Annotated in this window: 18 protein-coding genes; 11 read left to right on the top strand and 7 right to left on the bottom strand. The window is 56.8% G+C overall.

Annotated elements, in window-relative coordinates; all coding sequences use genetic code 11:
- Positions 1-101: 101 nt before the first annotated feature.
- From mdoH to Q334_RS0108570, 3 genes are all read right to left on the bottom strand, one after another.
- Positions 102-2,282: a glucans biosynthesis glucosyltransferase MdoH gene (mdoH, locus tag Q334_RS0108580; protein ID WP_051527656.1), complete on the bottom strand. Its 2,181-nt coding sequence runs from the start codon at positions 2,280-2,282 to the stop codon at positions 102-104.
- A complete protein-coding gene (locus Q334_RS0108575) occupies positions 2,270-3,847 on the bottom strand; it encodes a glucan biosynthesis protein (RefSeq protein ID WP_027312848.1) in 1,578 nt (525 codons plus the stop codon). Before Q334_RS0108575 ends, mdoH begins: the two co-directional genes overlap by 13 nt.
- A 256-nt stretch (positions 3,848-4,103) precedes the next feature.
- The gene (locus Q334_RS0108570) at positions 4,104-5,147 is read right to left on the bottom strand and encodes an acyltransferase family protein (RefSeq protein WP_051527655.1); all 1,044 of its coding nucleotides are present in this window, start codon (positions 5,145-5,147) and stop codon (positions 4,104-4,106) included.
- 167 nt (positions 5,148-5,314) lie between these two features.
- Here Q334_RS0108570 and Q334_RS0108565 point away from each other — a divergent pair, with 167 nt between their 5' ends.
- Positions 5,315-6,118, top strand: a complete 804-nt coding sequence (locus Q334_RS0108565) for a substrate-binding periplasmic protein (RefSeq protein ID WP_051527654.1) — start codon at positions 5,315-5,317, stop codon at positions 6,116-6,118.
- Between the two features lie 74 nt (positions 6,119-6,192).
- Here the strand turns inward: Q334_RS0108565 and Q334_RS0108560 are convergent, their stop codons facing one another.
- From Q334_RS0108560 to ahpC, 4 genes are all read right to left on the bottom strand, one after another.
- Positions 6,193-7,401, bottom strand: a complete 1,209-nt coding sequence (locus tag Q334_RS0108560) for an aspartate aminotransferase family protein (RefSeq protein ID WP_027312845.1) — start codon at positions 7,399-7,401, stop codon at positions 6,193-6,195.
- Positions 7,402-7,664: 263 nt separating this feature from the next.
- Positions 7,665-12,494 (bottom strand): NAD-glutamate dehydrogenase, encoded by a 4,830-nt coding sequence (locus Q334_RS0108555; RefSeq protein ID WP_027312844.1) that lies wholly within the window; start codon positions 12,492-12,494, stop codon positions 7,665-7,667.
- Between the two features lie 403 nt (positions 12,495-12,897).
- Entirely contained in the window at positions 12,898-14,478 is a 1,581-nt protein-coding gene (gene ahpF / locus Q334_RS0108550) for an alkyl hydroperoxide reductase subunit F (RefSeq protein ID WP_027312843.1), read from the bottom strand.
- A 171-nt stretch (positions 14,479-14,649) separates the two neighbouring features.
- Positions 14,650-15,219: an alkyl hydroperoxide reductase subunit C gene (gene ahpC / locus Q334_RS0108545; RefSeq protein ID WP_027312842.1), complete on the bottom strand. Its 570-nt coding sequence runs from the start codon at positions 15,217-15,219 to the stop codon at positions 14,650-14,652.
- A 319-nt stretch (positions 15,220-15,538) separates the two neighbouring features.
- Between ahpC and Q334_RS0108540 the strand changes: the two genes are divergently transcribed.
- The 10 genes from Q334_RS0108540 (at position 15,539) to xylB (ending at position 25,389) form a co-directional block, all read left to right on the top strand.
- The gene (locus tag Q334_RS0108540) at positions 15,539-16,846 is read left to right on the top strand and encodes an ABC transporter substrate-binding protein (protein ID WP_051527653.1); all 1,308 of its coding nucleotides are present in this window, start codon (positions 15,539-15,541) and stop codon (positions 16,844-16,846) included.
- Between the two features lie 100 nt (positions 16,847-16,946).
- Positions 16,947-17,807: a carbohydrate ABC transporter permease gene (locus Q334_RS0108535; protein ID WP_027312840.1), complete on the top strand. Its 861-nt coding sequence runs from the start codon at positions 16,947-16,949 to the stop codon at positions 17,805-17,807.
- Positions 17,808-17,814: 7 nt separating this feature from the next.
- Positions 17,815-18,645, top strand: coding sequence for a carbohydrate ABC transporter permease (locus Q334_RS0108530; protein WP_027312839.1), 831 nt, complete (start codon positions 17,815-17,817; stop codon positions 18,643-18,645).
- Positions 18,646-18,657: 12 nt separating this feature from the next.
- Positions 18,658-19,761: an ABC transporter ATP-binding protein gene (locus Q334_RS0108525; protein WP_027312838.1), complete on the top strand. Its 1,104-nt coding sequence runs from the start codon at positions 18,658-18,660 to the stop codon at positions 19,759-19,761.
- A complete protein-coding gene (locus tag Q334_RS18525) occupies positions 19,754-21,148 on the top strand; it encodes a mannitol dehydrogenase family protein (protein ID WP_051527652.1) in 1,395 nt (464 codons plus the stop codon). The genes Q334_RS0108525 and Q334_RS18525 overlap by 8 nt, the downstream gene beginning before the upstream one ends.
- Positions 21,145-21,957, top strand: a complete 813-nt coding sequence (locus Q334_RS0108515) for an L-iditol 2-dehydrogenase (RefSeq protein WP_051527651.1) — start codon at positions 21,145-21,147, stop codon at positions 21,955-21,957. Before Q334_RS18525 ends, Q334_RS0108515 begins: the two co-directional genes overlap by 4 nt.
- A 15-nt stretch (positions 21,958-21,972) precedes the next feature.
- Positions 21,973-22,866: a helix-turn-helix domain-containing protein gene (locus Q334_RS0108510; RefSeq protein WP_027312836.1), complete on the top strand. Its 894-nt coding sequence runs from the start codon at positions 21,973-21,975 to the stop codon at positions 22,864-22,866.
- Between the two features lie 102 nt (positions 22,867-22,968).
- A complete protein-coding gene (locus Q334_RS0108505) occupies positions 22,969-23,508 on the top strand; it encodes a GNAT family N-acetyltransferase (protein WP_027312835.1) in 540 nt (179 codons plus the stop codon).
- On the top strand, positions 23,493-23,909 hold the full coding sequence (locus Q334_RS0108500) for a GFA family protein (RefSeq protein WP_035461192.1): 417 nt from the start codon (positions 23,493-23,495) through the stop codon (positions 23,907-23,909). Before Q334_RS0108505 ends, Q334_RS0108500 begins: the two co-directional genes overlap by 16 nt.
- A 4-nt stretch (positions 23,910-23,913) precedes the next feature.
- Positions 23,914-25,389: a xylulokinase gene (xylB, locus tag Q334_RS0108495; RefSeq protein WP_027312833.1), complete on the top strand. Its 1,476-nt coding sequence runs from the start codon at positions 23,914-23,916 to the stop codon at positions 25,387-25,389.
- The last annotated feature ends 196 nt before the right edge of the window (positions 25,390-25,585 follow it).

Here is a 25,585-nt window from a genome sequence, read left to right as displayed (position 1 = left end):
TGAAAACATTGCGGAGATAAACAAGGCAAGTCTTTAACAAGCAGCAGAGAGGCAGCAGCATCGGGGTAGAGGCCTGCCTCCACCCCATGCTGACAATCAGGTTAAACCAGCACCTGCTCGAGCTCCGTATGGGCAGGCAGAGCGGCAAGCTGATGAAAAAGTGCAGGGGTCGCCAAGACCAAGGCCCGCTCTTTGTTATCCAAAAAAGAAACCGCTTCGGCAATGCTGTTGGCCTCGCGAATTTTCATCGCCGCCATCGCTTCCAAGGGCTCCAACTGACCACGGGGACGCACCTGCACCCGATCGATTAAAGCCAAATGTGCATCACGCCAATGGTGATCCTGGGCCAGCTCAACCATATCAGGGCGTTGTGCTACCGCTTCTTCATAGTGAGGACGAATCTGCTCCATCACCACGCGAATAGCCGGTTTTTCCACCTCATCCGGGGTACGCAGCAAGCCCCAACGCTTGCACACCGCCCCAACCGACCAGGAGCTGGTCAGCATCGATAAGGGGACCGAGAGCAGCATTCCGGCAATCGCCGGTGACAACCAGGCCAGCAAAGCCAAGGAGTTCAAATAGGCCGCCAAGGTCAAAAACACCCCAATCAACATATGCCAACGGTGACGGTAAATCAGATCCTTAATTGGCAGACTACCATCGTCACGACGCTGCGGGTTCCAACCGGAATCCTGCCCCAGCAGGATCGACATCACCGCTCCGCTGTGAATCAACATCATCACCGGCGCGATCAAGGCCGACAGCAACACCTCCAGCACAAAGCTGGCTAAGAGCCCCAGTACCCCCCCTGCCTGACGTCGCTGGGGGCGATATAAAGCAAAAGAGATCAGGCCCAACACCTTGGGGGCAAACAGAATCACCATGGTGAACACAAAGAGCTGCAACGCCCGCGCCGCGTCCATTCGAGGCCAGGAGGGGAACAGGGCAAACTGATCGGTAAAGTATTCCGGGCGAATAAACTGTGCCTGCAGGGCTAACGCCAAACCTGCCAGAATCAACATCAACCATAGCGGTGACGACAGGTAAGACATAATCCCGGTCAGCAGATGCATACGGCTGACCCAGTGCAATCCTTTGGTCGGCAACACCCGACTGTGCTGCAGGTTGCCCTGACACCAGCGCCGGTCACGAATCGCCAGATCGATAATAGAGGGCGGACACTCCTCATAAGAACCCGCCAGATCGGCAGCAATAATCACGCTCCAACCAGCCCGGCGAATCAAAGCCGCCTCGACAAAGTCATGGCTGAGGATATGACCACCGAAAGGTGGCTTACCGGGTAAATCGGGTAAGCCTGCTGCATCCATAAAAGCCTGGGTGCGGATAATCGCATTATGGCCCCAGAAGTTACCCTCTTTGTGGGTCCACCAGGCTAAGCCAGTGCCCACCACCGGGCCATAGACACGGGTAGCAAACTGCTGCAAACGAGCGGTCAGGGTGGTGCCATTAATCAACTGTGGAATCGTCTGAATCAGGCCCGCATCCGGGTCCTGCTGCATCCGCCGCGCCAGCTCAATCAGGGTATCGGACTCCATCAAACTGTCGGCATCCAGCACCAACAGGTGATCATAAGCCTTACCCCAACGGCGGCAGAAGTCCGCCACATTACCGGCTTTGCGGGCGATATTTTTGCGCCGACGACGATAGTACACCCGTGCCTTATCCCCGATGCGCTCACGCAGAGTCAGGAGCGCGGCCTCTTCGGCAATAGCCACATCCGGATCGGTGGTATCGCTGATAATAAACCAATCAAACGCTTGCCCCTGACCAGCGGCATCCACCGCCAAGGCCATTGCCTCCAGCGAGGCAAAAATACGCTCAGGCTGTTCGTTATAGGTCGGCATCAACACCGCCGTGCGGGTATGCAGCGGCACATCTAAGCGACTGGGAGGGCGACGTTGCTGACGAATCACCATGACAAAACCGGCAATCGCACCGGTGAAGGCCACCGTGATCCAACTAAAGGTCAGGGCAAATAGCGCCAGCACGACATATTCGATAAAGGTCAGATCGCCCACTGCCAATACTGCGCGCATCTCATTGATGCCCCACAACGACAGCAATAGCGCTGAACCCAGCACCAGGAAACGCCGCCACCAAGCGGATTTAACCCCTTGCGGGTTAACCGGCTGGCGGCGCTGCTGCGCACTGAACTGACGCAAATTCTGCGCTGGCATTGCCCCCGGGGTTTCAGTCGGGGTGCCTGCCAGCGGCTGGGGTAAACCAGCCTGTTCCAATACTTGTGGACTTAGCGTGTCCATCGATACATCCAGCTCTCAGCTTTACGACCATCGCTAAATTTCAGATCCAGACGCAGTTCAATCAGTTTTTGATCCTGCGGATCTAACTGGAAGCTCACTCGATAGCCCCCGGTTTCCGGATTTTCCACAATCACTACGTTACTGACCTCGCCGGCGGAGTTTTTCACCTGAGCCTCAGGGCGCTGGGGAGTGATGCCAGGCAAGGGATTGGGGAAAACATAGTCGATCACAAACAGACGCTTGGGAGTCGGCCCACTAATCTCAGCGCGGCCACTGCGGGTAGCCTCAACTCGCCCTTCTCCCGGGGAGACCAAAGGCCCCTGCCCCCAGACTAAACGATAGGCAAAACTGTACTCAGAACCGGCGGGAATCGCCTCACTGGGTGACCAGAAGGCCACGATATTGTCATGCACCTCAGAGTTGGTGGGAATTTCGACCAATACCACCGCCCCTTTACCCCAGTTACCCACAGGCTCGACCCATAAGCTGGGACGACGCTCATAACGGGCTTCCAGATCCTGGTAGCTGTTGAAATCGCGGTTACGCTGCATCAAGCCAAAGCCCAGGGGAGCGTTATCCATAAAGGCACTGATTTGCAGATCCTTGGGATTCGCCAAGGGCCGCCACAAACGCTCACCCCGTCCGTTCAGCATCAGCAAACCATCGGAGTCATGCACCTGTGGGCGGAAGTCATCCGCGCGCTCACGGCCATTCGCCGAGAACATAAACATACTGGTGCCCGGTGCCAGGCCAATCTTCTTCAGCTCAACCCGGGGAAACAGGGTGGCCTCCACATCCATTACCGTATTGGTGCCGGGGCGGATGGTGAAACGGTAAGAACCCGTGGTGCTTGGGCTGTCCAACAGGGCATAGACCACCACCGAGTTACTCTCTTTAGTGGGCTTTTCAATCCAGAAGGCGCGGAAAGCCGGGAACTCTTCCCCTTCTGGATCGGCGGTTTTGATCGCCAGGCCACGGGCAGACAGACCATAGGCCTGATTACGGCCTAACGAGCGGAAATAACTGGCCCCCTGAAATACCGCCAACTCATCGAAGTAATCGGCACGATTGAGCGGGTTATGCAGACGGAAACCCGCAAAGCCGATGTCTTCATTGGGCAACGGCTGTTGCATCACTTGGCCTGTACTAAACAGGTTCGGGCTATAGGCCAGGTGTTTAGCCTCGCCATTGTCGATAATGGCGACCTCAACCGGGTCTTTAAAATAGAAACCACGGTGGAAAAGCTGCATTTGGAAAGGTAGTTCTTCACCGGCCCAAATAGAGGAAGCGGAATTAAAGCGAATGTCTCGATATTGATCGTAATTCAGGCCTTCGAGCTGCTCAGGCAGACTCGCATCCAAGGGCTGATAGGGCTGCTGAGCCAGTTTACGCGCCAGATCGGCAACGGTATCCCGGTTAAACTTGCCGCTAATTGCGTAATTGGTTGCTTCTTTTATCCCTGCTTTGGGAGCCGCTACCACCGGGTTAACCGCCAGCGCGGGGGCCATCAAACCGGCCAATACCCAAGCCCGCCAACTTGCCTTGTTTACCGCATTACGCCACATAAGACTTACCTGCACTCCGCCAAAAACGATCCGCTAAAAGCTCTACAAACGCTTGCGTTAATGTCGGTCTTTGCTGAGGTTCTCAAGGGCGGATCAGTTCACGCCAGCTGTCGCAAATTGCCGACAAAATTAGACTTTTTCAGTCTAAAACGCGCGCTGAGGGTACGCTTTTCTCACTTGAATGCAAGGGCTGAAATCAAAAAAAGCAGGGTGCGCGTGAAACATGACAAGATCCCGCGCACCGCCTCAAAATCGATCAAGAACCGATCAACCAACGGCTTTTATCGGGCCAGAGTCGACGGATAATACGCGCCGTGTAGAAGCTGCCAAAAAAGTGAATCGAAAACACCAGCAGCGTCATCATGGTGCTAAATAACGCCCCTCCTGGCACATTCATCCAACCCAGCCACGGGAAGATATTCTCCATCAACAGGGTAAAGAGCGGATGGAGGAAAAAGATCGCAAAACTCAGGTCACCCATTTCTTTTAACCAGGGATTCAGTGGTTGGGCTGCCAAGTAGCGACTCCAGCCCAATAGCAACATGCACAGCCCCATCTTCTGCACAAACTGCAAGTCCACCCCTTTATATTCAAAAAACCACTTATGGTAGTTTCCAATCCAAACCCACACATAGGTTTGCAGCAGTAACGCGCCCACCACCAGGATCGCCGATAACACCAATACCTTGCCCATCCGAGCCTCAAACCAGGCCCGATGCTGGGAGTAAAGCATCCCCAGTAAATAAAACGGGGTGTAATACAGGATGGATTGAATCTGGTTCACATTACCGTGTGGACGATGCAAAAACAGTGATAACAGTACAAACAGGGCAAACAGCAACAGTTGCCGCCCGACCGGCAAACGCAAAAAGGCCAGGTACAACGGCGACAACAAGAACACCAGCATAATAAAGGGGATATACCAGTGCGGATAAAGCACGTAGAAGTTCTTCACCGTGTAATAGGTGTTGAGCAGTACCTTCTCAGCCGGATAGTCGAGCAGCACTATCCAGCCGAACAACCGGCAAGCCAAACCTACTGCCGACACCACTAAGAATGGCACCAACACGTTTTTCACTTTCTTCCACATAAAGCTGCGCAACTCGAAGTTACGCGCAAACACCGCATGCAAGAAGAAACCAGAAATAAACACAAACACCGCCGTGCCGCCGCGCAACAGGTTTTCCAGCAGCAACGGAAAGCCCTTTTCGGTGTTATAAACCGAATGACCAAACACAATCAGAATGATGGCCAGAGCACGCAGATAGTCGAATTCAAGCAGGCGGGTTTTCACTAGCATTAACTCGCAAAAAAACAGCAAATTGCTGACATTCCATTAACAGGCTATAACCTGCTCTTGGAAGTCCTGGGCGCGCTTATTATGAAACTATTACGGCCGGGAACAAAGACTATCTTTACCCCTTACTTATTTACACTATTGCTCCACCCCCGCCGCACAGGGTTGCCATGAATCAACGTTGTCCACAGTGGCGTTATTATCTGTTCAGCCTGCTCCTTAGCCTGGCCATGGGCTCGCCGGCCTATGCCGAAGTGATCAGTATCAAAGCCGTCAGTGACAGCTGGCCCCCCTATACTGATCCGGAACACCCACAGGGTGGCATTCTGGTTGAGCTGGTAGAAACCGCCTTTGCCCGGGTCGGGCTAGAAGTCGAGATAGAGTATGTACCCTGGGTACGGGCACTCAAAGGGACAGAGAATGCCGAGTACGACATCCTGATTGATGCCTGGTGGACACCTGAGCGTGCCCGTGTCTTTCACTACAGCTACCCCATGCTGGCCAGTGGCATTCGTTTCATCAAACGCAGCAGTGATGAGTTTGACTACCAAGGGATCGATTCCCTGCACGGTAAAAAGCTGGGCACCATTCGTGGTTATGGGTATGGCTCCAGCATCGTGCAGTCAGAACACTTTCAGCGGGAGGAGGCAACCGACCTCATCACCAATTTACGCAAGCTGGCCTATGGGCGGATCGATTTAACCCTGGAGGATGAAGCCGTCGCTGCTTATACCCTACGTCGACAAACCCCAGAACTCCGTCCTTTGCTGAGCTTTACCGGTCCTCCCCTGTCGGTAAACAGCCTCTATGTGATCAGTTCATTTCAGAACCCACGCCATAAAGAGTTGATTGCCCTATTTAACCAAGGGCTAAGCAAAATGCATGCAGATGGTAGCTATCATTCATTGCTGCAGCGCTATCAACTGGGCCATACCGCCATTGACCACCTGCAACCAGAGCAAGATGAGCGTTAACCCAATCTGTACCAATAAAAAAGGGTGGCCATCGGCCACCCTCACAGAGCAAACGCAATTTCAATAACCGCGCATCAACCACGCATAGCGGCGATAGCTTTTTCCAGACGCGCCAGACCTTCACGAATATCTTCGTCAGGAATAACCAACGAGGGCGCAAAACGCACAACGTTAGGGCCAGCAACCAGGACCATCACACCCTGTTCCAGACCGGCGTTAACGAAGGCTTTCGCATTACCGGCGTACTCTTCAACTACTTCGGCACCGATCAGCAGGCCCATGCCCCGTACTTCTTTGAATACCTTGTACTTGGCATTAATGGCTTCCAGACCCTCACGGAACAGCTGGTGCTTCTGCTTCACGCCTTCCAATACAGAAGGACGGCTGATTTCATCCAGTACCGCTTCCGCTACGGCGCAGCCCAGGGGGTTACCGCCGTAAGTCGAACCGTGGGTACCAAAGCCCAGGCTTTGCGCACACTTAGCGGTGGTCAGCATCGCCCCGATGGGGAAACCACCACCCAATGCTTTCGCGGTGGTCAGCACGTCAGGAGTCACGCCCAGGTTCATATAGGCATACAGAGAACCAGTACGGCCTACACCAGTCTGCACCTCATCAAATACCAGCAGGGCATTGTATTGGTCGCACAGCTCACGTACTTGCTTGGCAAACACAGGATCAGCGGGGGTAATGCCGCCTTCACCCTGTACCGGCTCCATTACTACCGCACAAGTCTTGTCAGAAATAGCGGCTTTCAGTGCCTCGATATCGTTGTAGGGCACATGAGTGATACCGGCGGGAACAGGCTCAAAGCCGATACGATATTTGGGCTGACCGCCCACAGACACGGTAAACAGGGTGCGGCCATGGAAAGACTGAGTGAAGGAGATGATCTCGTTCTTCTCGGGGCCAAAGTTGTCGTACGCGTACTTACGTACCATTTTGAAGGCCGCTTCGTTCGCTTCACCACCGGAGTTAGCGAAGAACACCCGCTCAGCAAAGGTCGCATCAACCAGCTTAGAGGCCAGACGCAAAGCAGGTTCGTTGGTCATCACGTTAGAAAGGTGCCACAGTTTGTCTGCCTGCTCCTTCAACGCTTTTACCATCACAGGATGACAGTGGCCCAGCGCGGTTACCGCAATCCCACCGGCAAAATCGATGTACTCTCGACCTTCCTGATCCCACAGGCGTGAACCTTCACCGCGCACCGGAATAATCGCGGCGGGGCTATAGTTGGGAACCATTACTTCATCGAAAGTGGCACGGCTAACCTGCTTAGTCATTGTCTTTCCTCTGCTCAATTCAGTGCGGCCTCGGCGGCCGGATTCTTATCATGCCGGACTCGCAGTCCGCTGACCAGATTGTTCTGGTTCCGATATAGCAGTTATAACGATATTACGGCCAAAGGGATTGCAAGGCCGCGACCTCTTTTTGCGAAGAAGCCAAAACTTCTGTGCCGGCGTCACGCCAGGACGCCTATAGCGAAGTCCATAACAATCAGGCCGCCCGAAGGCGGCCTGATGGCACAAGCGGATACGACCCAGGCTTATTGCAGGTGACGGATCTCCCGCACCGCCACTGACAGCATCGCCAGATTATGCTTAGCCTGATTGCGCAGACCAGCAAAGGTATCCTGACAATGTTGCAGCAGCAGACGGTTATCCTGCAGCCAGGTATCCAGATAGCCCAGCGGCGCCTCAGGATTCTTGCTATGGCGAATAAAGTCCGCCGTCAGCACCCGCAGGGAAGCATCCAACTCATCCAACAGGGTTGCCCGCGCTTTACGCTGCCACAGGTCATCCTCCGGCAGAGCGGCAATCGCCTGACGCAGCCAGTTCAATTCCAGCTCGACCCCCAGACGGAAGTAAGCAGGAGCCGCCGCAGTCACCTCCACACCGGTCTCGCCCGCCACACGAACGATATCCAGTGCATAGAACAGCGTTGACAGGCCCGCCATCTGGGCCGCAACCGTTGCCGGCACCTTGGCCGCTTCCAGTTCAGCTACCTTGGCCTGATAGGCCGCCAGGGCAGCTTCATCCAACAAGCTGGGCAGGGCTGCATTCAGCGCCTGCACCCCAGGCTGGAACTCTGCTACCAGCTGCTCAATCTGGTAAGGCGCACGGCGGTTGCGTAACAACCACAGGGTGGCTTGCTCCAGTACGTCCTGCACCTGCAACTGCATGCCGGACAACAGGTCGTCATTCACTACATGGGGCAGCTCAGCAAAGGCATCCCAGAGTTTGTTGATACCGAAAATTTCCCGTGCCGCCATCCAGCTACGCAGAATATCCGCCGCCTGAGCATTGGTTTCTTCCTGCAGATAACTGCAGAAGGTAATGCCCATCCGGTTCGACATCTGGTTAGTCAGGTGAGTGGCCAGGATCTCGGTATGCAGCGGATGCGTGGCGATTTGCGCTTTGAAACGCTCGCGCAGCGGCTGCGGGAAGTACTCACGCAGTGAGGACTGCAGCGCTTCATCCTGACCGATATCAGACTTCACCAACTCATCAAACAACTTGATTTTGGAGTACGCCAACAGCACCGCCATTTCAGGACGGGTCAGGCCCTCGCCTTGTTTAGCCCGCTTCGCCAGTACTTCATCGCTCGGCAGGTATTCCAAGGCACGATTGAGGCGGCCTTCTTTTTCCAGGCTCTGCATCAAACGCTGGTGATCATTGAGGCGACTACGGGCAATACGGTTGCTGAGGCTGAGGATGTTGCTCTGGCCACGGTTGTGACGCAGAACCAGTTCCGCTACTTCATCGGTCATTTCCGCCAGCAGGGTATTACGCTGCTTCTCGGTCATGTCACCGGCACCCACTACACCGCCCAGTAGAATCTTGATATTGACCTCATGGTCGGAGGAATCCACCCCACCGGAGTTATCAATCGCATCGGTGTTAATCAAGCCACCACGGCGGGCAAACTCAATACGGCCCTTCTGGGTCAGGCCCAGGTTACCGCCCTCGCCCACTACTTTACAGCGCAGCTCACTGCCATTAACACGCAGAGCATCGTTGGCACGGTCGCCCACATCGGCATGGGTTTCACTGGCCGCTTTCACATAGGTACCGATACCACCGTTCCACAACAGATCAACCGGCGCCTTAAGAATGGCACTGATCAACTCGTTAGGCGTCAAGCTGGTCACCCCTTCCTCAATACCCAGGGCTGCACGCATTTCCGGGGTAATCGCAATGGATTTGGCTTTACGCTCAAAAATACCACCGCCCTTGGAGATCAGGCTGGTGTCGTAATCCGCCCAAGAAGAACGGGGCAGATTGAACAGGCGTTGACGCTCAGGGAAGGTCTTAGCCGCATCAGGATTGGGGTCAATAAAGATGTGCATGTGGTTAAAGGCCGCTACCAGACGAATGTGCTCCGACAGCAGCATACCGTTACCGAACACGTCACCGGCCATATCCCCGATACCCACAACAGTGAAGTCTTGAGTTTGGGTGTCATGGCCCAGTTCACGGAACAATCGCTTGACTGATTCCCAACCACCACGGGCGGTGATGCCCATCTTCTTGTGGTCATAGCCCTGGCTACCACCGGAGGCAAAGGCATCCCCCAACCAGTGGCCGTATTCCAACGAAATAGCGTTGGCAATGTCAGAGAAGGTCGCGGTGCCCTTATCAGCAGCCACTACCAGGTAGGGATCATCTTCGTCGTAACGCACCACCGACTTCGGCGCCACCACTTCACCCTGTACCAGGTTATCGGTGATATCCAACAGTGCGCGGATAAAGGTCTGATAGCAGCGGATACCTTCAGCCAGGGTCTCATCACGGTTAGCGTTTACCGGCATCTGTTTGCAGACGAAACCACCCTTGGCGCCCACCGGTACGATGACCGCGTTTTTCACCATTTGTGCTTTCACCAGGCCCAGCACTTCGGTGCGGAAGTCTTCACGACGGTCAGACCAGCGCAGACCACCGCGTGCCACCTTGCCACCACGCAGGTGCACCCCTTCGACCCAGGGGCTGTAAACCCAAATTTCGAACATGGGACGGGGCAAAGGCACCGCAGGAATCGCTTCGGGATTGAGCTTGAAGGACACATAGTCGCGGTATGCGCCCGTAGCATCGGGCTGGAAGAAGTTGGTCCGCAGCATCGCCAGAATCACTGACAGGAAGTGGCGCAGAATACGGTCTTCATCCAGGTTGGAAACATGCTCCAGCGCCTGCTCGATCTGGGTCTGTACCGCCTGAGCCTGCTCCGCACTGACGCGGGAGGGATCAAAGCGCAGATTAAAGAGCTCCGCCAGCATGTAACTGATGCTGGCATTACGCACCAGGGTTTCTTCCATATAAGCCTGGGAGAAGGGCACGCGAATTTGCAGCAGGTACTTGGCTACCGCCCGCAGTACCACCACATCACGCCAAGCCAAGCCAGCGGCGATGACCAGGCGGTTAAAGCCATCGTTCTCGACCTTGCCTGCCACGGTCTGGGCAAAGGTATCCTGGAAACGATCACGCACATTACCCGCATCCAGATCCAAACCGCCGGCGACGGCAATATCGAAGTCCAGAATCCAACGCTCACTGTGATTCACCGGGGTGATTTCATAGGGACGCGCAGCAATCACTCGCACGCCCATGTTTTCCAAGACCGGCAGCACGTCAGACAGCGCCATGATGTGGCCACGGCCAAACACCTTGAAACGCAGGTTGTCATCCAGGCTTTCCAGCGGACGATAGAGGTAAGTCGACAGCGGGCTGCTATCACTGAGGGAGTCCAGACGCAGAATATCCTGCACCCCTTTATGCGGAGTGAAGTCTTCCTTGTAGGCCGAGGGGAAGGCGTGACCGTAATCACGGTAAAGCTTGTTTGCCTGCTCTTCACCAGCCTTGGTTTTCAGCGCCACGTGTACCTTGTCTTCCCAAGACAACATGGCTTCGGTCATCCGCCCTTCCAGCTCTTCCACATCAAAGCGCAGCTCGTGAGCCATTTCGGTATGCACAGTAAAGTGCACACGGGCTAAGACGCCTTCCATGTGGCGCACATTGAATTCGTGGGAATTACCCTGGAACTCCTTCATCAGCATGCGCTCAAAAGTCTGGCGCAGCTCGGTATTGAAGCGGTCTTTCGGCACATACACCTGCGCCGTGACAAAGCGGCCATAGATGTCGGTACGGGTAAAAATACGCAGCTGTTTACGGCCTTGCAGCTCCAGGATGCCCTTGACGGTGTCTTCCAGCTCAGTCTGGCTGGCCTGCAACATCTCATCACGGGGATAGTTATCAAGGATATGCCGCAGCTGGCGTCCTTTGTGCGAAGTCAGGGAAATCTGCATCTTATCCAGCAGACGCTGCTCCTTCATCCGCAGCAACGGAATCTCATTCACTCGCAGTGAGTAAGCATCCGAGGTGTACAGACCAAAGAAACGGAACTCACCAATGACCTTGCCTTTATTGTCAAAGTGCTTGATGCCAAGGTAATCCAAGTGCGCCGGGCGATGTACGGTAGAGCGCGAGGTGGACTTGGTGATAATCAGCAGATTCGGCTCCAGCGCCAGACGCGACAGGCGCTCATTAAGCTGGATATGACGACGCTCTTCGCTCAGATGGCTGATATCGCGGAAAGTACCCAAACACTGGCTATCATCCAGATGCAGTTTGCACAGACCGTCTTGCTGCTCTTCCAGGCTGAAATAACGGTAGCCGATAAAGGTAAAGTGGTTATCCACCACCCAACGCAAAAAGGCCAGGGACTCATCAAAGTCTTCCGCAGTCAGCGGCAGCTTACCCTTTTGCCCCTCAACCAGGCTGATCACTTCTTCCATCTTGCCCCGCATGCTGGGCCAGTCTTCCACGGTCATGCGGACATCATCCAACACCCGATACAGATCAGATTTCAGCTGATCCAGCACCTGGGTTTCACTCTGGCGATCAATCTCAAAGCGCATCACCGCTTCCAGCTTCGCTCCTTCGGGTGCCTGATGACGGCTATGTAGCGATACCAGCTGACCTTTGTCATCACGCACCACCGCAATGACCGGGTGAGTGGTCAGGTGCAGGGTCATGCCCTGGCGCACAAATTCCATCGACAAAGAAGCCACCAGAAACGGCATATCATCCGACACCACTTCCAGAATCGAGTGGGTAGACTGCCAGGAGTGCTCTTCATAGTTGGGGTTATAAGCGCGAATTTGTGGACGGCCGGGCTGGCGCTGCTGCAAGAAATCCCATAAACACAGTACCGCTCCGTACAGATCTTCCCCGGAGGTGGCCTGGAGTTCCTTGGAGTTGCTTTCGGCGTAGTAGAGTTCAGCCAGTGCTTTAATCTGATCACGCTGGGTGCCAGACAAACGCTCATCAATCAGGGACATGACCCGTTCGATGGCATCATTATTTTTGCTGTGATTAGGCATGGTCGTTATTTTCAGCTTGTGTGCAGACTCGTTGACAGCCCGGCTCCGCCGGACGATGCCCAGCGCCCTGACTGCGCAGGTTTGCTGGTACATAGGGTGAAATTATTGAACAAGCAAGGCGACAAAGGTAGGTAAAGAGTTGAATAAAAGCGACAGGGAGTTGGTTTAACCGGACAGTTAGCGTTTTCCACCCACTATTTTGTGCTTTGTTGGCCACTAGCGGTTAATAAATTGAACACCCTTTCCCCCTAATGCGGGTTCCTCCGTGGCTAAATTTGCGACCAGGTGTTCAATATCTTTAGCAACAAAAAAGCCCCGCGGGGGCGGGGCAAGGGTTCATCCGTTGGGATGGAAAGAACAGGGAACTGCCCTGGCGACACAAGCTACCAGGGCAGAAGGAGCTTTAGGCAGCGGCGCTGCTTTGCTCCTCGACGGAACTGCGGATCAGGTAATCGAAGGCACCCAGGGCCGCATTGGCACCGGAGCCCATCGCGATAATGATCTGTTTGTAGGGCACATTGGTCACATCACCGGCCGCAAAAACACCCGGCACAGAGGTTTCACCGCGGGCACCCACGACAATTTCGCCAAAGCGACTTAACTCCAGATCGCCCTTCAGCCACTCACTATTAGGCACGAGTCCAATCTGCACAAAGATACCTGCCAGAGCTAATTGGTGTTCCCCACCACTTTGGCGATCACGGTACTGCAAAGCCGTGACACGCTCACCATTACCCACTACGGCGGTGGTTTGCGCATCGGTAATAATGGTGACATTCGGCAACGAACGCAGTTTGCGCTGCAGCACCTCATCCGCCTTGAGGCTGGAGGCAAACTCCAGCAAGGTAACGTGCTCAACAATACCGGCCAAATCAATCGCCGCTTCCACACCGGAGTTGCCACCGCCAATCACCGCCACCGGCTTGCCCTTAAACAGCGGGCCATCACAGTGTGGGCAGTAAGCCACTCCCCGGCCGCGATATTCCTGCTCACCCGGCACCTGCATTTCCCGCCAGCGCGCACCAGTGGCCAGGAGTAACGCTTTGGTCTTCAGGGTGGCGCCGGAAGCCAGCTCAACTTCCACCAAACCACTGCGACTTTGCGTCTTCGGGGTCAGCTTAGCGGCACGCTGGTCGGTGATAATATCCACCTCATAGTCGCGCACATGGGCCTCCAGACTGGCCACCAGCTTGGGGCCCTCGGTCGCTTTCACCGAGATAAAGTTTTCGATACCCACTGTATCCAGCACCTGACCACCGAAACGCTCGGCTACCAGCCCGGTACGGATACCTTTGCGCGCAGCATAAATGGCTGCCGCCGCACCGGCAGGGCCACCGCCTACCACTAAAAAGTCATAAGGTGCTTTATGCTGCAATTGCTCCGCCTGACGCTTAGATGCCTGGCTATCCACCTTATTTAAAATTTCCCCCAGGCTCATGCGGCCCTGGCCAAACAGCTGACCATTGAGGAACACAGCAGGCACCGCCAGCACATTGCGCTGATTCACTTCCTCCTGGAACAGCGCCCCATCAATCATCACGTGCTCAATTTGCGGATTCAGTGCCGCCATCATATTTAACGCCTGCACCACTTCCGGGCAGTTCTGACAGCTGAGGGAAATATAGGTCTCGAAACGATAATGCCCTTGCAGCTGCCGTACTTGTTCAATCACCTGGGGATCCAGTTTGAGCGGATGACCGCCACTGTGTAACAGCGCCAGGACCAGAGAGGTAAACTCATGCCCCAGCGGCACCCCGGCAAACTCCATCAGGCTGCCCTGCTCACCACGCACCTGCATGCTGGGTGTACGCTGCAAGGTTTGCTGACTGACGCTGATCAGCGGTGACAATGCCGCTAACTGCTCAGCCAGTTTGGCTAATTCTTGCGCTTTGGCACTGGCGTCCACCGAGAGCACCAGCTGCACAGGCGTTTTCAAATTCTGTAAATAGGTAGCGAGTTGCTGCTTAAGATTGGCGTCTAACATGGTGGTCTCCTGCCATTGCGGGCGAACCTCGTTGGTTGGCAGCTTCTCCGCCGGCCACGATCCTGTCGCAAACCGAACGGCTTGCCTGCCAAGGTTGTGAAGCTGACATCCACCAACCGAGGTTCATAACAAGCGGGGGCATCCACCCCCGCCACGACTCAGCTGATCAGCTTAGATTTTGCCGACCAGATCCAGAGAAGGTGCCAAGGTCTCGGCACCGGGCTGCCAGGCAGCGGGGCAGACTTCGCCGTCATGGTTAGCCACGTACTGGGCCGCCTGGATTTTACGTACCAGCTCTTTGGCGGAACGGCCAATGCCCAGGTCATGTACTTCGCTGACTTTGATCTGACCTTCAGGGTTGATCACGAAGGTGCCACGCAGTGCCAGACCCTCTTCTTCAATCATCACCCCGAAGTTACGGCTGATCACACCGGTGGGATCGCCAATCATCGGGAACTGAATCTTACGAATGGTATCGGAAGCGTCATGCCAGGCCTTGTGGGTGAAGTGGGTGTCGGTCGACACGGAGTACACCTCAACGCCCATTTCCTGCAGCTGCGCGTAATGATCCGCCATATCACCCAGTTCAGTGGGGCAAACAAAGGTGAAATCCGCGGGGTAGAACATCACCACCGACCACTTACCCTTGAGATCTTCATCGGTCAGGGTAATGAACTCACCGTTATGGAAAGCAGTGGCTTTAAAAGGCTTGATGGTGGTGTTGATCAAAGACTGAGTCATGTCGATCTCCTGTTACATAAGTGACTGGCCAAGGGGCCGCGTGTTCAGACAGGAGCAATCTTAGGCAGGGACAACCAAACAATGAAATTTATTATTCAAATAAAGTAGATAGCTTAAAGCTATTAAGACAAACACCCACAAAAGGTACTTAATTGACTACAAAAGCAGAATTAGAAAGCAAAATGATCAAAAAAGTACCATTTTTTCCCAACAGTCGATTAGAGAGGAAGAGCGGCCCTTTCTATAGTGATCTTGCGACAAACAGGAACGGCTCCCCGCCCTGTTTGACAATAACAATAACAGTTTCGGAGATAATCGAATGAAGGCATTCCTGCCCACTTGCCTGAGCCTTAGCCTGGCTCTGGCCAGCGCCAGCTCCCTGGCCGCAACCGAACTCACCATTGCCACCGTCAATAATGGCCACATGATCGAGATGCAGAAGCTTAGCAGCCATTTCGAGCAGGCCAATCCCGATATCAAACTCAAATGGGTCACCCTGGAAGAAGGGGTACTGCGTCAGAACGTCACCCAGGACATCGCCAACAAAAGCGGTCTCTATGATGTGATGACCATCGGCATGTACGAAACGCCGATTTGGGGCACCCTGGGCTGGCTGGAAGAAATCGACACCAGTGGCGACTACGATGCCGATGACATCCTGCCTGCCATCCGTCAGGGTCTGTCAGTGGATGGCAAGCTGTTTGCCGCGCCCTTCTACGGCGAAAGCTCGATGATCATGTACCGCAAGGATCTGGTCGAACAAGCAGGGCTGAGTATTGAAGACCGCCCCAGCTGGGAGCATATCCGCAACGTCGCTGCCGCTATTCACAACCCTGAACAAGGGGTGTATGGCATCTGTTTGCGCGGTAAAGCCGGTTGGGGCGATAACATGGCGTTCCTCACCACCATGGCCAACTCCTTCGGCGCCCGTTGGTTCGATGAAAAGTGGCAGCCCCAGCTAACCAGCCCGGCCTGGACCGAGGCGGTCAACTTCTATGTGGATCTGCTCAACAGCTACGGCCCCCCCGGCTCCAGCTCCAACAGCTTCAACGAAATCCTCGCCCTGTTTAACGAAGGTAAATGTGGCATGTGGATTGACGCCACCATCGCCGCCTCCTTCATCAGCGATCCCAAACAGAGCAAGGTGGCAGACAAGGTAGCCTTTGCCCAGTCCCCCGTGGCCAAAACCGACAAGGGTGCTAACTGGTTATGGGCCTGGTCACTGGCGATTCCCGCCTCCTCCAAGCACTACGTGGATGCACAGAAATTCATCCGCTGGGCGACTTCGAAGGAATACATCGAACTGGTTGGCAAAGAAAATGGCTGGGGCAGCGTGCCCACCGGTACCCGTACCAGCACCTACGCTAACCCTGAGTTCCAAAAAGCGGCCGTGTTTGCGGAAGCAGAACTGAAGGCCATTAACTCCGCCAACCCGGAAGACAGCACCCTGGAACCCTCGCCCTATGTCGGCGTGCAGTTTGCTGCCATTCCGGAATTCCAAGCCATCGGCGCCACCGCAGGTCAGATGATCAACGGTGCCCTGAGCGGCAGCATGACGGTAGAAAAGGCCCTGCAACAGGCCAATACCTTTGCTGACCGGCAGATGCGCCAGGCAGGCTACTACTAACACTGCTTTAAACTCGATGCCTAGTCAGCGCCCCTGCGCTGGCTAAGCATCAGCCCCTACCTGCTGGCCAGGTACTGGCTAACGCTAAAGAGATGCTGTTATGCGTACTGCTGTTCCCCGCCTCTTGCTGACACCGGCTGTCACGGCCCTGCTGCTGTGGATGCTTGTACCGCTCGCCATGACGCTGTACTTCTCCACCCTGCGCTTCAACCTGCTCTACCCCGGTGAGCATAACTTTATCGGCCTGCTCAATTACGAGTTCTTCCTGACCGATCCCGGCTTCTGGCCCGCTGTCAGCAATACCCTGTTGCTGCTTGGCAGCGTCCTGCTGATTACCCTGGTGCTCGGCGTCGCCCTGGCGGTGCTGCTCGACCAACCCTTCTGGGGGCGCGGTATCGTGCGGGTGCTGATGATTTCGCCGTTTTTCGTGATGCCCACCGTCAGCGCCCTGATCTGGAAAAACATGCTGATGAACCCGGTCTACGGCATCTTTGCCTGGCTGGCCACCAGCCTCGGTTTCACCCCCATCGACTGGCTGGCCCAGGCACCCCTGGCCTCGATTATTCTGATGGTGAGCTGGCAATGGCTGCCCTTCGCCGTGCTGGTGCTGGTAACCGCCCTGCAATCCCAGGATCAGGAGCAAAAAGAAGCGGCGCGGATGGACGGTGCCAATGCCTGGCATATCTTCCGCTTTCTGACCCTGCCCCACCTGGCCCGCCCCATCGCCGTGGTCATCATGATTGAGACCATTTTCCTGCTGGCGGTGTTTGCCGAGATTTATGTCTCCACCGGCGGCGGCCCAGGCTATGACAGCACCAACCTGGCGTTTCTGATCTACACCCAGGCGCTGCTGCAATTCGATGTGGGTGTCGCCTCAGCCGGCGGTCTGTTCGCGGTCATCCTGGCCAATATCGTCGCCTTCTTCCTGATTCGTGCCATTGGCAAGAACCTGCATCTGTGAGGCCGCTATGAAACTTGCCCAACGTCAACGTCTTAACACCCTGCTGATCGGCCTCAGCGCCTGGCTAGTCGCCCTGCTGCTGTTCTTCCCGATTCTGTGGATGTTCCTGACCTCATTTAAAACCGAGCTGCAGGCCATTGCTGTGCCCCCCAGCCTGGTGTTTGAACCTACCCTGGATAACTTCGCCATTGTGCAGGAGCGCAGTGACTACCTGGGCCACGCCTGGAACTCCATCATCACCTCCTTTGGCTCTACCCTGCTGGCGCTGTTGCTGGCGGTACCGGCGGCTTACAGCCTGGCGTTTTACCCTGGCCGCTTCAGCAAAGACCTGCTGCTGTGGATGCTGTCGACCAAGATGCTGCCGGCGGTAGGGGTATTGGTCCCCATCTATTTACTGTTCCGTGATGCCGGCCTGCTCGACAGCCGCCTGGGCCTGACCCTGATCTACACCCTGATGAATCTGCCGATTATCGTCTGGATGCTGTTCTCCTACTTCCGCGACATTCCGCGCGAAATCCTGGAAGCCTGTCGCATGGACGGTGCCAGCACCCTGGGGGAAATCCGCCACGTGCTGTTGCCCCTGGCCTGGGGCGGCATTGCCTCCACCGCCCTGCTGTCCATCGTGCTGTGCTGGAACGAAGCCTTCTGGTCACTCAACCTGACCGCGGTGAATGCGGCCCCCCTGACCGCCATGATTGCCTCCTACTCCAGCCCCGAAGGACTGTTCTGGGCCAAGTTATCCGCCGCCTCCACCCTGGCCTGTGCCCCTATTCTGGTGTTCGGCTGGTTCTGCCAGAAACAGCTGGTACAGGGCCTCACCTTCGGCGCCGTCAAATAAGCGAGAATCACCATGAGTTATCTGAATATCCGCGCCCTGCATAAACACTACGATCACTTTCATGCCATTCGCGGCGTGAATCTGCATATCGACGAAGGGGAGTTTGTCGTCTTTGTCGGCCCCTCTGGCTGCGGCAAATCCACCCTGCTACGCCTGATCGCCGGACTGGAACTGGTCAGCGAAGGGCAAATTGAGCTGGATGGCCGTGACATCACCGAACTGCCCTCCTCCAAGCGGGATCTGGCGATGGTGTTCCAATCCTACGCTCTATATCCCCATATGAGCGTGGCGGAAAACCTCTCTTTCGCCCTGCGTCTGGCCAAACGGCCGCAGGCGGAAATCGACGCCAAGGTCAAAGCCGCTGCCGCCTCGCTGCAACTGGAACACCTGCTGCAACGTAAACCCAAGGAGCTGTCCGGTGGCCAGCGCCAGCGGGTGGCGATTGGCCGTGCCATCGTGCGCCAGCCCAAGGTCTTCCTGTTCGACGAACCCCTCTCCAACCTGGATGCCGCACTGCGGGTGCAGATGCGCCTGGAGCTGGCACGGCTGCACAAGCGCCTGGGCACCACCATGATTTATGTCACCCATGATCAGGTCGAGGCGATGACCCTGGCGGATCGGGTGGTGATTCTCAACCAAGGCCAGATCGAACAATGCGGCAGTCCGTTGGAGCTATACCAGCGTCCCGCCAACCGCTTTGTCGCCGAGTTTATCGGCACACCGAAGATGAACCTGCTCGACGTCGAAGCCGTCGAACACCAGGGCACGCAACTGCGCCTGCGGGCCGGCCAATGTGAATGGCTGCAGGCCAGTCACAGCCTGCCGGAGCAGCTCAACCCCGGCTGGCAGCTCGGCATTCGTCCGGAACACCTGCAATTGACCGCTGCCGGTCAAGGCAACCTGCAAGGCCAGGTTGAACTGATCGAACACCTGGGCAGCGAAGCCTACTGCCATATTCAACTCGACAGCGGCCAGCGCTTGGTTGCCAAAGCCCAGGCCAGACATGGCCTCAGTGATGGCCAAGCCATCGGCCTGGCATTTGAACAGGATGCCCTGATTGCTTTTAACCCCGAACACCAAGCGGTCTACCGTCAGCAAGGAGGCCTGCATGGCTGAGTTACGCCAAGGCCAATACCCCGAACAGGGACTGCGCGCCAGCATTCTGCACCTCGGCACTGGTGCCTTCCACCGTGCCCATCAGGCCTGGTATCTACACCAGTTACTGGAGCAGGAGGATAGCCGCCACTGGGGCATCTGTGCGGTCAACCTGCGTCCACAGGACAGCACCGCCTTTGCCCAACTGGCGGCACAACAGGGCCACTACTGCCTGAAAACCCTTAGCCCAACAGGGGAAGTCGACTACCACTGGATTCGCTCCCTGGTGGAACTGGTCGATGGTGCCCAGCGACCGGAAGCGGTCTGCCAACGCCTGGCAGACCCGGCTTATCAACTGGTGACCCTGACGGTCACCGAAGGGGGCTACTATCTCGATGAGCAAGGCAACCTTGATCGCCACCAGCCGGCGGTTAGCGCTGACCTGAACGGTGGCTTTAACAGCCTCTACGGCTTTCTCTATCAGGGCCTGCGCCAACGGATGCTGGCTGGCCATGGCCCCCTCACCCTGCTCAGCTGCGACAACCTGCGCCACAACGGTGCACGGCTGCGCCGTGGCCTGAGTCAGTTTATCGCCGCCAAAGGGGATCAGGATCTGCTCGCCTGGGTCGAGCAACAGGTCAGCTTCCCCAACTCCATGGTGGATCGCATCACCCCCCGCCTTGACCCGGCCCTCAGTGCCGAAGTGCGCAGCCTGTTTGGGCGCGAGGATGCCCAGCCAGTGCAGGCCGAAGCCTTCTGCCAGTGGGTGGTGGAAGACAATTTCCGTGGCCAACGCCCACCACTGGAGCGGGTCGGCGTGACCTTTACCGCCGATGTGCTGAGCTATGAAGAAGCCAAGATTCGCCTGCTCAATGGCGGCCATATGGCCCTGGCCTATAGCGCTGCCCTGAAGGGCTACCAGCGGGTGGATGAAGCCATGACCGATGCCGAACTGGTGGCGCAACTGGACAGCTACCTGCATGAGGAGGTGATCGCCTCCCTGCCGGACTCGCCGCTGGATCTGCCCCGTTACTGGCAGAGTATTCGTGCCCGCTTTGCCAACCCCTATATCGTCGATACCGTCAGCCGCCTGTGTGCGGAGGGCAGCAGCAAGCTGCCCATCTTCGTGCTCTCCACCCTGGAAACCCTGCTCAACCAGGGCCAAGTGCCCCGCCGTGGCCTGCAAATTCTGGCCAATTGGTACCTGTGCCTGCAGCGCCAGCAACAAGGCCGTCTGCAGGGTAGCTGTGAAGATGTGCAACTGGACTGGTTACAACAACTGCTGACCGGGCCCGAGCCGGTGCAACGCTTTGCCCACAGCAGTGAACTCTGGGGCAGCTTGCCCAATCGCTTCCCCAGCTTTAGCCGCACCCTGATTGAACTGATTGAGCAAGGAGCCCAAGCATGACCCCCCAACCCGCCCTGTCACTCACCTCCTTCAGCCTAACAGGCAAGCGTGCCCTGCTCACCGGCGCAGGCGGTGGTATTGGCCTGGCCGTGGCCCGCACCTACTTGGAAGCCGGGGCCCACTGCCTGCTCTGTGACCTGCTCGCAGAGGCCAATGCTGAGGTGCAAAGCCTGCTCAATAGCTATCCGCAGCGCTGCCACTACTTCGGCGCCGATCTCAGTCAGCTGGCGCAAATCGAGCAACTGGTAGAGTACGGCTGCGAGCTATTGGGGGGCATCGACATCCTCTTCAATAACGCCGCCATCTTTGACATGGCGCCGCTACTGGAGTCAGATGAAGCCATGTACGAGCGCCTGTTTGCCGTCAACGTCAAAGGCTGTTTCTTTACCCTGCAAAAGGTCGCGGCACAGATGGTCAAGCAGGGCCAAGGCGGCAGCATTATTAACCTGGCCTCCCAGGCGGGGCGGCGTGGGGAAGCGCTGGTATCCCACTACTGCGCCAGCAAAGCGGCGGTGATCAGCTATACCCAGTCCGCCGCCCTGGCCCTGGCAGGGGAACAAATCCGGGTTAACGGCATCGCCCCCGGGGTGGTCGACACCCCCATGTGGCATCAGGTCGATGCCCTCTTTGCCCGCTATGAGGGGTTACCGCTGGGGGAGAAAAAACGTCAGGTAGGGCTGGCTGTGCCCCTCGGCCGTATGGGACGCCCCGCTGACCTCTGTGGCCTGGCACTGTTTTTAGCCGCCGATGCCTCGGCCTACGTCACCGCTCAGACCTATAATGTCGACGGTGGCAATGTGATGAGCTGATTGAGAGAATAACCGATGTCTTCCCTGGCCAAACTCACCCCGGAAATTGAACTGACCGATCGCAGCAGTGGCACGGTGCGCTACCTGCAGCACGGTTTTCCCAGTGAGCTGGTGCGCTGGCATGTGCATGACGAATACGAATTGCACTTTATTGTCGCCACCACCGGGAAGGTATTTGTTGGCGACTACATCGGCGTCTTTGGCCCCGGTCAGTTGATCCTGACCGGGCCACGCCTGCCGCATAACTGGATCAGCCAGAACTCGCCCGAATCCGAGGTGGCCCTGCGTGATATGGCCATCCACTTTAATCACGAAACCTTCGAGCAGGGCAGCAAGCTGATACCGGAGCTGGAGTTGATCCTGCCGTTGTTAGAGCGGGCCCGCTCCGGCATTGAATTTGTCGGCCTCGACCCGGCCCAGGTACGCCAACGCTTCGAACGCATCCGTGACCACCAGGGGCTGGAGCGCCTGCTCCACTTCCTGCAATTCTTGCTGGAGCTGGCGGAATGGAAAGACTATCGCCTGCTCTCCACCATGCAGATGAACTCCAAAGCCAACGAGCTGATGCAGCGCAAGATCAACACCGTGGTGGAGTATGTGATCAATCACATCGACCAGCCGATCAGCCTGCAACAGATGTCCAACCTGGTGGGCATGAGTGAGAGTCACTTCTCCCGCTATTTCCGCCGCGCCACCGGCAACCGCTTTGTCGAATTTCTCAATCGGCTGCGGGTCAGCCGCGCGTGCAGCCTACTGGCGGAAACCGATGAACAGATCGCCAGCATCTGTTTTCAGGTGGGCTTTAATAATGTCGCCAACTTTAACCGGCGCTTTCAGGAACTGAAGGGCGTCACCCCACGGGAATACCGCATGCAGGTACGCCAACGCTTTGGTAAGAGTGCGGAATAAACTGACATGGCAGGCTGCCAGGAGACGCAGCTCGGCCTAGACTTGTTGCCATGGCAAACCAGCACCACAGTCAGAATATGCCATGACAACAGGAGGCTCAGTATGGGCTTTTCACTTACCAGCCAGCGTCTGCACCTGCGTGACTTCCGCGAGGATGACCTGGAAAGCTATGTCGAGCTGTACGACAGCGAAACCTACGCCCGCTATTACAGTGAAGAAGACTGCTCCGCAGTGCGCTGCCACCAGCTGGTGCAGCAGTTTATCAACGAGACCAAGCAACACCCTCGCCAACACTACCACCTGGCCATTACTGAAAAAGGCAAGGATAAGCTGATTGGCGTTTGCAGCCTGCGCCTGGAGGATCACCGCCAGGCATCAATTGGCTGCGGCATTGCCACCTCCCACCAGGGGGCCAGCTATGCCTATGAGGCCATGCAGACCCTGTTTAATCTGGCTTTTAAGGTGTTTGCCGTGCATCGCATCTATGCCGAAACCATCGCCGAAAACAGCGCCGCCCTGCACCTGTGCCGCCAACTGGGCATGCAACAGGAAGGGCACCTGATTCAACATCGCTATTTTCGTCAGCGCTGGTGGGACACCGTCATCATGGCTATCAAGGAGGAACAATGGCATCCGGGATAACCCAGATAGGTTCGACCAGCATTCAGCCCCTGCACCCCGCCAGTTGCCACTGTGGTGCAGTACGTTTAGCACTCCGACTGCCCCAGGGCATTCAAAACCCGCGCCGCTGCGACTGCTCAATCTGCCGCCGCAAGGGAGCGATTGTAATCTCGGTGCCCTTGGCGGATTTAACCCTGCTGCAGGGGCAAGAGGCTTTGAGCTGTTATCAATTCAACACCCACACCGCCAAACACTATTTTTGCCGTCACTGTGGCATTTACACCCACCACCAGCGCCGCTCCAACCCCCATGAATACGGCGTTAACCTGGGCTGTTTAGAGGGAGTGAACCCCTATCTGCTTGGCCCGGTTGAGGTGACAGACGGCATCCATCACCCCAGTGATCGCCAGGAGAGCGACTAACCCTATGGCGCATTTTCTCGGCCTTGATTTAGGCACTTCAGGACTCAAGGGCGTCTTGGTCAACGACAGGGGTCAGGTCATCGCCAGCCACCTCTGCGAGTATCCACTGCACCACCCCCAGCCGCTCTGGTCAGAACAGTATCCAGAGGACTGGTGGCAAGCCTGTCTGCAGGTCGCACAAGCACTGCGCCAGCAGGCACCGCAGGCCTGGCAGGATGTGGTGGCACTGGGGCTGTCCGGGCAGATGCACGGCGCGGTGCTGGTGGATCAACACCAGCAACCCCTGCGCCCGGCGATTCTGTGGAACGATGGCCGTGCCCATCAACAATGCCAACTCCTGCAGCAGCGTTGTCCCGCCCTGGGCCAACTGGCCGGGGTCCAGGCCATGCCCGGTTTTACCGCCCCCAAACTGTTGTGGGTGGCCGAACATGAGCCTGAGCTGTTTGCCCGTCTGCGTTGGGTGATGCTGCCCAAGGATTATCTGCGCCTGCGTTTAACCGGCGAAGTCGTCACGGACTGCTCCGATGCCGCTGGCAGCCTCTGGCTGGATCAGCAACAACGCCAATGGAGCCCTGCCCTGGTGGAGGCCAGTGGCATCCAACTGCAGCAGTTGCCACGTCTGGTGGAAGGCGATGCCATCAGCGCCCAGCTCAGCCACCAGGCGGCACAGGCGCTGCAGCTGCGACCCGGTTTGATCGTTGCCGGCGGCGGGGGCGATGCGGCCACCGGTGCCCTGGCCCTGGGGGCGTTCAACCCCGGTCAGGGCTTTATTACCCTGGGCACCTCCTCCCAGTACTGGATTGCCACCGAGGGCTATCGCCCCCAACCCGAGTCCCTGTTACATGCCTTTGCCCATGCCCTGCCAGGGCGCTGGTATCAAATGGCCTGCCTGCTCAATGGTGCCAGCCCCTTGTTGTGGTTTGCGCAGATTTGCGGGCAATCCCCCGGCCAGCTCTTAGCCGAGGCAGAGGCGGCCTATCAGCCAGCCAATGACGTCCTGTTTTTGCCCTATTTACGTGGCGAACGCACCCCCCATAACAATCCCTTTGCCCGCGCAAGCTTCCACGGTATGGATGGCCGCAGCCAGCGGCCACAGCTGACCCAGGCCATCCTGGAAGGCATCTGTTTTAGCCTGGCCCAATGCCAGCAGCTGTTGGCACAGGCCGGTGCCGAGCTGGAGCAAGTAGGCGCCCTCGGTGGCGGCGCCCGTAATCGCTTTTGGCTGCAACTGCTGGCCAATGTGCTGAACAAACCAGTGCTGCAATATGAGGACAGCCAGAGTGGCCCGGCCCTGGGGGCGGCCCGGCTGGCAATGCTGGCCTGGCAACCCGCCGACCCGGCGCACTACTGCCCGCCACCACCGGTGCTGGCCTGTTTGCAGCCGGACCCAGCCCTGCATGCGCAGTACCAGCCCCGCTATCAACGCTTTCTGCAGCTCTATCAGGACTATGAAGCACCGCGCAGCCAGCAGTGGCTTTAGCCTCCCGCAGAGGGAACCCCCCTCTGCGGATGCAAATTGACAAGCCGCCAGTAGCACCCTAGTAATAGGGTATCGCTTGACCCACCCAGAGTATGAAGTATGGATAACAGCGCCGCTTACTTACTCACTGCCTGGTATACCCTCGACATCGTCCTCACCTACGACTTCCCCCACGCCTGATCCCGGGGCGCCTGCC

It is taken from the genome of Balneatrix alpica DSM 16621, assembly GCF_000619885.1.
Lineage (GTDB): Bacteria > Pseudomonadota > Gammaproteobacteria > Pseudomonadales > Balneatricaceae > Balneatrix > Balneatrix alpica.
Note: the sequence above shows the minus strand (reverse complement) of the source record. Positions and strands in the feature narration are given on the sequence as shown.

Bases quoted from the DNA above. Each gene is read 5' to 3' on its own strand.
- Q334_RS18525 (WP_051527652.1), top strand. From the start codon at position 19,754: ATGGCTGAGTTACGCCAAGGCCAATACCCCGAACAGGGACTGCGCGCC.
- xylB (WP_027312833.1), top strand. From the start codon at position 23,914: ATGGCGCATTTTCTCGGCCTTGATTTAGGCACTTCAGGACTCAAGGGC.
- Q334_RS0108540 (WP_051527653.1), top strand. From the start codon at position 15,539: ATGAAGGCATTCCTGCCCACTTGCCTGAGCCTTAGCCTGGCTCTGGCC.
- mdoH (WP_051527656.1), bottom strand. From the start codon at position 2,282: ATGGACACGCTAAGTCCACAAGTATTGGAACAGGCTGGTTTACCCCAG.
- Q334_RS0108565 (WP_051527654.1), top strand. From the start codon at position 5,315: ATGAATCAACGTTGTCCACAGTGGCGTTATTATCTGTTCAGCCTGCTC.
- Q334_RS0108560 (WP_027312845.1), bottom strand. From the start codon at position 7,401: ATGACTAAGCAGGTTAGCCGTGCCACTTTCGATGAAGTAATGGTTCCC.
- Q334_RS0108535 (WP_027312840.1), top strand. From the start codon at position 16,947: ATGCGTACTGCTGTTCCCCGCCTCTTGCTGACACCGGCTGTCACGGCC.
- Q334_RS0108570 (WP_051527655.1), bottom strand. From the start codon at position 5,147: ATGCTAGTGAAAACCCGCCTGCTTGAATTCGACTATCTGCGTGCTCTG.
- ahpF (WP_027312843.1), bottom strand. From the start codon at position 14,478: ATGTTAGACGCCAATCTTAAGCAGCAACTCGCTACCTATTTACAGAAT.
- ahpC (WP_027312842.1), bottom strand. From the start codon at position 15,219: ATGACTCAGTCTTTGATCAACACCACCATCAAGCCTTTTAAAGCCACT.
- Q334_RS0108530 (WP_027312839.1), top strand. From the start codon at position 17,815: ATGAAACTTGCCCAACGTCAACGTCTTAACACCCTGCTGATCGGCCTC.
- Q334_RS0108555 (WP_027312844.1), bottom strand. From the start codon at position 12,494: ATGCCTAATCACAGCAAAAATAATGATGCCATCGAACGGGTCATGTCC.
- Q334_RS0108525 (WP_027312838.1), top strand. From the start codon at position 18,658: ATGAGTTATCTGAATATCCGCGCCCTGCATAAACACTACGATCACTTT.
- Q334_RS0108515 (WP_051527651.1), top strand. From the start codon at position 21,145: ATGACCCCCCAACCCGCCCTGTCACTCACCTCCTTCAGCCTAACAGGC.
- Q334_RS0108510 (WP_027312836.1), top strand. From the start codon at position 21,973: ATGTCTTCCCTGGCCAAACTCACCCCGGAAATTGAACTGACCGATCGC.
- Q334_RS0108505 (WP_027312835.1), top strand. From the start codon at position 22,969: ATGGGCTTTTCACTTACCAGCCAGCGTCTGCACCTGCGTGACTTCCGC.
- Q334_RS0108575 (WP_027312848.1), bottom strand. From the start codon at position 3,847: ATGTGGCGTAATGCGGTAAACAAGGCAAGTTGGCGGGCTTGGGTATTG.
- Q334_RS0108500 (WP_035461192.1), top strand. From the start codon at position 23,493: ATGGCATCCGGGATAACCCAGATAGGTTCGACCAGCATTCAGCCCCTG.